The 6,905-nt window shown below is 74.2% G+C and carries 7 protein-coding genes and 2 tRNA genes; 2 read left to right on the top strand and 7 right to left on the bottom strand.

Features of this window, described 5'->3' with window-relative positions:
- Positions 1-1,450: MFS transporter (locus CTKZ_RS02495; protein ID WP_235843145.1), on the bottom strand; the 1,450-nt coding region annotated here is incomplete at its 3' end.
- 192 nt (positions 1,451-1,642) lie between these two features.
- Here CTKZ_RS02495 and CTKZ_RS02490 point away from each other — a divergent pair.
- A complete protein-coding gene (locus tag CTKZ_RS02490) occupies positions 1,643-2,728 on the top strand; it encodes a LacI family DNA-binding transcriptional regulator (RefSeq protein WP_371852305.1) in 1,086 nt (361 codons plus the stop codon).
- Between the two features lie 107 nt (positions 2,729-2,835).
- On the opposite strand, the gene CTKZ_RS02485 is transcribed toward CTKZ_RS02490, so the two are convergent.
- From CTKZ_RS02485 to CTKZ_RS02460, 6 genes are all read right to left on the bottom strand, one after another.
- Positions 2,836-4,122 (bottom strand): Tat pathway signal sequence domain protein, encoded by a 1,287-nt coding sequence (locus CTKZ_RS02485; protein ID WP_235843144.1) that lies wholly within the window; start codon positions 4,120-4,122, stop codon positions 2,836-2,838.
- Between the two features lie 289 nt (positions 4,123-4,411).
- Entirely contained in the window at positions 4,412-4,837 is a 426-nt protein-coding gene (locus CTKZ_RS02480; RefSeq protein WP_124341453.1) for a MaoC family dehydratase, read from the bottom strand.
- A complete protein-coding gene (locus tag CTKZ_RS02475) occupies positions 4,834-5,283 on the bottom strand; it encodes an FAS1-like dehydratase domain-containing protein (protein WP_124341452.1) in 450 nt (149 codons plus the stop codon). Before CTKZ_RS02475 ends, CTKZ_RS02480 begins: the two co-directional genes overlap by 4 nt.
- A gap of 187 nt (positions 5,284-5,470) precedes the next feature.
- Positions 5,471-5,641, bottom strand: coding sequence for a 50S ribosomal protein L33 (rpmG, locus tag CTKZ_RS02470; protein WP_124341451.1), 171 nt, complete (start codon positions 5,639-5,641; stop codon positions 5,471-5,473).
- 84 nt (positions 5,642-5,725) lie between these two features.
- A tRNA-Met gene (locus tag CTKZ_RS02465) sits at positions 5,726-5,799 on the bottom strand.
- 50 nt (positions 5,800-5,849) lie between these two features.
- A tRNA-Thr gene (locus tag CTKZ_RS02460) sits at positions 5,850-5,922 on the bottom strand.
- A 208-nt stretch (positions 5,923-6,130) separates the two neighbouring features.
- Here CTKZ_RS02460 and CTKZ_RS02455 point away from each other — a divergent pair.
- Positions 6,131-6,598 carry a hypothetical protein gene (locus CTKZ_RS02455; protein WP_124341450.1) on the top strand — a complete coding sequence of 156 codons (468 nt, stop codon included), beginning with the start codon at positions 6,131-6,133 and terminating at the stop codon, positions 6,596-6,598.
- The last annotated feature ends 307 nt before the right edge of the window (positions 6,599-6,905 follow it).

Below are 6,905 nucleotides of genomic sequence, written 5' to 3'. Positions count from 1 at the left end.
GGGCCGCGTCGTGCTCGCCCGCGACGCCCGTGGCGGCGGCGGGGCCGGCAGCCGGACCGACCGGGGCGGTTGCCGGACCGACCGGGGCGGCGAGCGGCGACGCGGCCTTCTCGGGTGCGACGCGGGCCGCGAGCAAGACGCTCGCGACCATCGCGACGCCGATGAGCAGCAGCGCGTGGCGCGCGCCCATCGACTCGGCGGCGAGACCGAGCAGCGGCGGCGCCGCGAGGGACGCGACGGAGGCGAACGACGAGACGACGGCGACGCGGCCGGCGGACCGCAGCGGGTCGTCGGACGCCGCGGCGATGCCGACCGGGACCGCGAGCGCGGCACCGAAGCCCCAGCCGACGATCCCGACGGCGGCGAGCTCGAGCGTCGGGGCGAGGCCGAACAGCAGCAGGCCGCCGAGCGAGACGACGCCCGACACGCGCAGCACGGCGACGCGGCCGAACGAGTCGATGAGGCGCGTGCCGAGCAGCCGCACGACGGTCATGGCGCCGACGAACACGCCGAGCATCGCGCCGCCGACGGCCTCGCTGCGGTCGAACCCGTCGACGACCGCGAGCGACAGCCAGTCGTTGGCCGACCCCTCGGAGAGCGCGGCGGCCATGATGACGACACCGATGAGCAACGTGCGCGGCTCGCGCCAGGAGTCGAGCGCGGTCGCGATGCGGCGGCGGCGCCCGGCGGGTGCGACGGCCCGCCGCGGCGCGGCGTCACCCGTCTCGGTGACCGCGGTCGCGACGACGGGCTGCGCGCGGCGACGGTCCCCGGGGGCGTCGTCGAGCACGACGCCCCGCAGCGACGCGAGCCGCCAGACCACCGCGAGCGCGGCGACCGCGGAGAACTGCACGACGACGGGCACGTCGAGCGCGGCGGCTGCGGCGCCCAGGCCGGAACCGGTGACGGCTCCGATGGAGAACGCGGCGTGGAACTGCGGGATGACGGTCCGGCCCATGGCGCGCTCGACGCGGCCCGACTCGACGTTGAGCGGGACGTTGCCGAGTGCGACTGCGACGCCGTTGAGGAAGATGCCGACGGCGAGGACGGCGACCGAGCCGACCGCCGGGCCGACGCCCATGAGCACGTACCCGACGGAGAGCGCGACGGTCGATGCGACGATCCCGACCCGGCTGCCGAAGCGCTGCACGACGACGCCGGCCGCGGTGACGGTCACGAGCGCGCCGAGGGACCCGACCAGCAGCATCCCGCCGAGCTCGGCCGTGGACAGGTCGAGCGCGTCGCGGACCGCGGGGATGCGGGCGAGCCAGCTCGAGAACGTGACCCCGGTGAGCGCGAACAGACCCATGAGGAGCCAGCGGGCGCGGGCGAGCCGGCGCGCGTCGGGGGCGGTGTGCGGCGGTACCGCGGGCGCCCCGTACGACGGGGTGGCGGGCGGCGCGGACGGCGTGGACGAGCGAGGCTGCCCGGCGGGGGCGGGGTGGGACACGGCGGGGCTCCGGGCACGGTTCGGGCGAAGTGCTCGAATCGATTCGATCGCGTCTAGCAGCGGGGTCGAATCGATTTGAGGGGACGAGATATTCTGCGGGTACGCTGGCGGTCGCGTCAACACGTCTGCGCACCCGCGCGTCGTGCCCCGTCGCACCCCTCCTCGACCCGCCCGCACGGGCGGCCGAGCCCGGTGCGCCGACCCGGAGGTGGACCCCTGCCCCGCCCTCGCCCGACCCTCGCGGACGTCGCCGCGGCCGCCAAGGTCTCCGTCTCCACGGCGTCGCTCGCGTTCTCGGGCGCCGGCCCCATCGCCGCCGCGACCCGCCAGCGCGTGCTCGACGCGGCGGTCGAGCTCGACTACGCCGGGCCGAACCCGCTCGGCCGTCAGCTGCGGCGCGGCCGGTCCGGCATCGTCGGGGTCGTCGTGGGGGACGCGCTCAAGCGCTCGTTCCGCGACCCCGTCTCCGTGCAGGTCCTCGACGGGCTCGTCGGGACGCTCGGCTCGCTCGGACTCGGCGTCCTGCTCATCCCCGGTCCCAGCGACCCCACCGAGCCGCCCGTGGACCCCCTCGTCGAGTCCGCGGCCATGGACGTCGCCGTCCTCATGTGGGGCGGCACCACCGACGACCCGACGCTCACCGCCCTCCAGCGTCGCGGGATCCCCACGGTCGTCGTCGAGGGTCGCCAGCAGGAGGGCGTCACGACCGTCGGGATCGACGACCGCCAGGGGATGACCGAGGCGACGCAGCACCTGCTCGGTCTGGGCCACGAGCGGATCGCCGTGGTCACGCTCCCGTTCGACCGCGCCCGGCGCGACGGGCTCGTCGACGACGACCGCCTGTCGCAGATCGACTGGGAGATCACCCGTCGACGCCTCGCCGGCGTCACCGACGCGGGCGTCACGCCGCAGGCGATCTACGAGACACCCGCGTCGCTCGTCGAGCACGGCAAGACCGCGGGGTTCGCGCTGCTGTCCGGCGACGTCCGACCCACTGCGGTCGTCTGCCAGTCCGACCTCCTCGCGTCGGGGGTCGTGCTCGCGGCGCGCGAGCTCGGGCTGCGCGTGCCCGAGGACGTCTCCGTGGCCGGGTTCGACGGGCTCGACCTGCCGTGGCTCGCACCCGACGTCCTCACGTCCGTCGTCCAGCCGCTCGCCGAGAAGGGCGCCGCGGTGGGCCACGCCGTCGAGGACCTGCTCGCGGGCGAGGCACCGCCCTACCGCGAGCTGGGCGTCACGCTGCGCCTGGGGACGACGACCGGACCCGCCCCGGCCTGACACCGGTCGCCCACCGCCGTCGTCTGCCCGCACCCCTCGTCCGGACGCACGACGCCCCGGTCCTCCACCTCCGCCGGGGAGGACCGGGGCGTCGCCGTGCGCCGACGTCAGCTGCGCTTCAGCCAGTCGAGCGGGTTGGTGCGCGTCGCCGCGTAGACGAACCACGACGTCGCGCCGACGTGCTGCACCTGGAAGTAGCCGAAGCCGAACCCGGTGTCGAGCAGGCTCGACGCGGCGACCACTCCCCCGTCGACGACCACGCCGCCGAGGTGCTGTCCGACGCCCAGGACGTCCTGCGCGTGCCGGACCTGCGCGAGCAGCCGGTCCGCCGCCTTGGCGTCCCCGCGGCCGTTGCGGTCGATCAGCGCGGTCGCGAGCTGACCGGTGCCCTCGAGCCACACGCCCTGCGGGTGCACGGTGATGCCGTTGTACTGCGCGGTCGACTGCGCGCTCGCGGTGCTGAACGTGACGCCGGAGACCATCTCGCCGTCGGGCAGCTGGGACGTGGCGGCCGCCGCGTCGTCCGTCACGGCGAGGGCCGTGCCCGCCCAGTCGAGGCCACGCTTGAAGGTGCGGTCGCGGGTGGCGAGCCAGGCCCACGTCACCGTGTCGAGCGGGACCGGGAAGCGGTTGATCTCGACGCCGTCGTTCGTGCCCGTCCAGAAGAAGCCCTCGGACGGCTCCCACATCGCGTCGACGAACTCCCGCGCGTGCGCCGCAGCCTCCTTCCAGCGGTTGTCACGAGTCACCTTGCGGAGCATCGAGAAGAACGCCGTGCAGTCGATGTTGTGCTCGGTCGAGCCGTTGGGAACGGGCGCGTTCGCGCCGTTCACGCCGAAGGAGAAGCCGCCGAGCCCCGTCGTGCGCCAGGTGTTCGTCGTGATCCACTCGCCGATCCGGACGGCGCCCGCGAGGTAGCGGCGGTCGCGCGTGCGGTCGTAGAGGTGCAGCAGGGCGATGCCGGGCCACGCCATGTCGCCGACCGCGGTCCCGAGGAACCCGAACTGCCACCCGATGTTCGCCGTGCCGTCGGGCTGCACGAACCCGTACGGCTGCGGGTTCCCGTCGTAGAACGTGTACGGGCCGACGTTGTACCCCTGCCGCAGCCGGCCGTCGGAGTAGCCCGGGTCGTGGTCCTGCGCGTAGAGCAGGCCGTCGCCGAGGACGCGCGCGGTCTGCTCGCTGGACCGCTTGCCGTCGGCCAGCAGCGCGATGATCGCGAGCGCGTTGTCGTACGTGAACGCCGTGCTGAACAGGCCGAGCTCGTCGCCGTAGCTCTGCGCGAGCCGGGCGCCGGTGTTCACCGTCGGGTAGGCGTCGGTCGCGGCCTGCAGGAAGCCGACGGCGGCGCGCTGCGCGGACGCACCGAGCCCGTGACCGCGTCCCGTTGACACGTGTCCACCAGTGGCGGCCGAGGCGCCCGGGGCCGTGGCGACCGCCACGCCGGCGGCGACACCAGCGCCGGTCAGTGCGAGGAACGTCCGGCGCGAGACCCGCGCCCCTGACTCCGTCGTCGTGTGGTGCATCGGTGCTCTCTCCTCTGTGGGCGTCGGGCCGCGACGATGCGGCCCGGGTACACCGTAGGGAGCGGCCGGACGGAAAGGAAGAAGCCGGACGAATCGTCCGCACGCGTCGCGCTCGGCGCGACCTGCGGTTCGCCCGACCGAGCGAGGGACGACCGCGTCAGGCGAGCCGGACGACCGCCTGCGCCTTGCCGAGCACCCGCACGCCGTCGACCGTCACGGTCAGGTCGACGCGCACCGTGCCGGCCTCGGCGTCGAGCGACCCGGCCACGGCCACGACCTCGACCGTCGCGGCGCCGGGATCGGGCACCGGGACCGGTCGCGTGAACCGCACCTGGTAGTCGACGACGGCCCCCGGGTCGCCCGCCCAGTCGGCGACGACACTGCTCGCCGCGCCCATGGTCCACATGCCGTGCGCGATGACGCCCGGCAGGCCGACGGCGGTCGCGACGCGCTCGTTCCAGTGGATCGGGTTGAAGTCGCCGCTCGCGCCCGCGTACCGGACGAGCCGCGCGCGGTCGACGGTGACCTCCCGGCGCGCGAGCTCCTGGCCGACGGTGAGCTCGGCGAGCACCGGCGTGGTCATGCGTCCTCCCCGCGGACGGCCAGCGTCGAGACGACGGTCGCGACGGCCTCGCCGCCCTCGGCCGCGATCTCGGCGCGCGTGGTGATCATGGCGAGCCCGGCGCGCTCGACGATCGCGTCGACGTGCAGGACCGTGACGAGCCGGTCGCCCGCGTGGATCGGGCGGTGGTGCGTGAACCGCTCGTCGGCGTGCACGACGCGGCTGAAGTCGATGCCCGCGGCCGGGTCCTCGAAGAGCTGCGCCTCGGCACGCTGCGCCACGACGACCGCGAACGTCGGCGGCGCGATGACGTCGGGGTGGCCGAGCGCGCGTGCCGCGTCGGGGTCGGTGTGCGCGGGGTGCGTCGCGCCGACCGCGGCGGCGAACTCGCGCAGCTTCTCGCGTCCGACCTCGTACGGCGCGTTGGGCGCGTACTCGCGCCCGGCGTACCCGGTGTCGACCGGCATCCTCGTGCTCCTGTCGTCCGTCGCGTCGGCCTGCTCGGCCCTCTCAACCCCGCACGGCCCTGCTCAGCCCTGCACTGCGGTCACACCTGCACTGCGGTCACACCTGCACCGCTCTCAAAGCACAAGCACGCCCGCCGGCGCAGAGCCGGGGGCGTGCCTGGAGTCCTGCGGCCCCGAGGGGCGCGGCTCAGCGGGTCTCGCGGTGGACCGTGTGCCGGTTGTCGCGCGGGCAGTACTTCTTCATCTCGAGCCGGTCGGGGTCGTTCCGACGGTTCTTCTTCGTGATGTAGTTCCGCTCCTTGCACTCCGTGCAGGCGAGCGTGATCTTCGGGCGGACGTCCGCGCTCTTGCTGGCCATGGTCTTCTCCTCGCGCCTGGACGGCGCCTGCGTTCTGCTGTCCACGACGCGTCGACCGACGCATCGCCTGGGTCACACTGGCTGTAGCGGGAGCGGGGCTTGAACCCGCGACCTCACGATTATGAGTCGTGCGCTCTGACCAGCTGAGCTACCCCGCCTCGGATGTCCCGAGACCGTGGAATGCACCACGGCCCCGGACACACCACAGAGCCCCGAAAGGGAATCGAACCCTTGACCTTCTCCTTACCATGGAGACGCTCTGCCGACTGAGCTATCGGGGCAGCGCGTGCAAGGTTACACGGGCGAGTGCCCGCCTGCGAAATCCGGGCCGGTAACGGTCGCCACGGCGGTCGCCTACCCGTCGCGCGACCTGCCACGACGGCCGCCGTGGGCCTCCCCGCGGTCGCCCGCGAACCCGCGTCCGAGCACGTCTGCCTAAACGATTCGTCTCGTCGCCAGGGCGGTTTGTCCGGTGTCAGGATCCCGCCCATGCGCCGAACACCCCGCAGCACCGCCGCTGCCCTCCTGCTCGCCGCCGCGGTCACCCTCGGCACCGCGTCGTGCACCGGCTCCGACGACGACGCCGCCACCCCGGACTCCGACGGCGGCGAAGGCACCGCCGCGACGCTCGCGTGGCCCACCGCGATCGACCCCGCGACCGCCGAGGACGCGTTCTTCGTCGTCTGGACCGACGTCGCCGACTCCGCCGCGGGCCCCGAGAAGCTGCAGCCGACCATCGACGCGCTCGCCGCCGCGGGCTACACGACGCTCCCCTGGGACCCGGCCTGCCAGAGCGGTGCCGAGGAGCTCCTGGGCGGCCTCACCGGCTTCGCGGACCCGCTCGGCGTCGGCGTGGCGTTCACCTCCGCGGAGGACGCCGGTGCCTTCGACACGCTCTACGAGGGCGCGACCGTCTCCGTCACCGAAGGCACGTACACCTGCGCCAAGCCGTCCTGACCCGCTCCCCCACTCCCGCGACCGGCGGGGCGCCCTCGGGCGCCCCGCCGTCGTCGTCCCCGGAGCGGCCCGGGCTGGGACCGCCCACGCCCACCATCCAGGGGCGCGGGAGGGCGAGGGGTCGAGTACCGGAGACGACGAGAGCCCGGACTGCAGTCGCAGTCCGGGCTCTCGCACCGTGGCGGGTGAGGTGTCCTGTTTCAGGACATGGGCAACGCATGTCTCAGGACATCGGCAACACCGCTCGGTGATGCTCGGGCATGTCGCGTGCCCGCCTGGTGATCACCGCTGTCGTGCTCGAGGGCCG

The organism is Cellulomonas algicola (assembly GCF_003851725.1).
Taxonomy (GTDB): Bacteria; Actinomycetota; Actinomycetes; order Actinomycetales; family Cellulomonadaceae; genus Cellulomonas; species Cellulomonas algicola.
The sequence above is the reverse complement of the archived record's forward strand: the minus strand, read 5'-3'. Positions and strand labels throughout refer to the sequence as shown.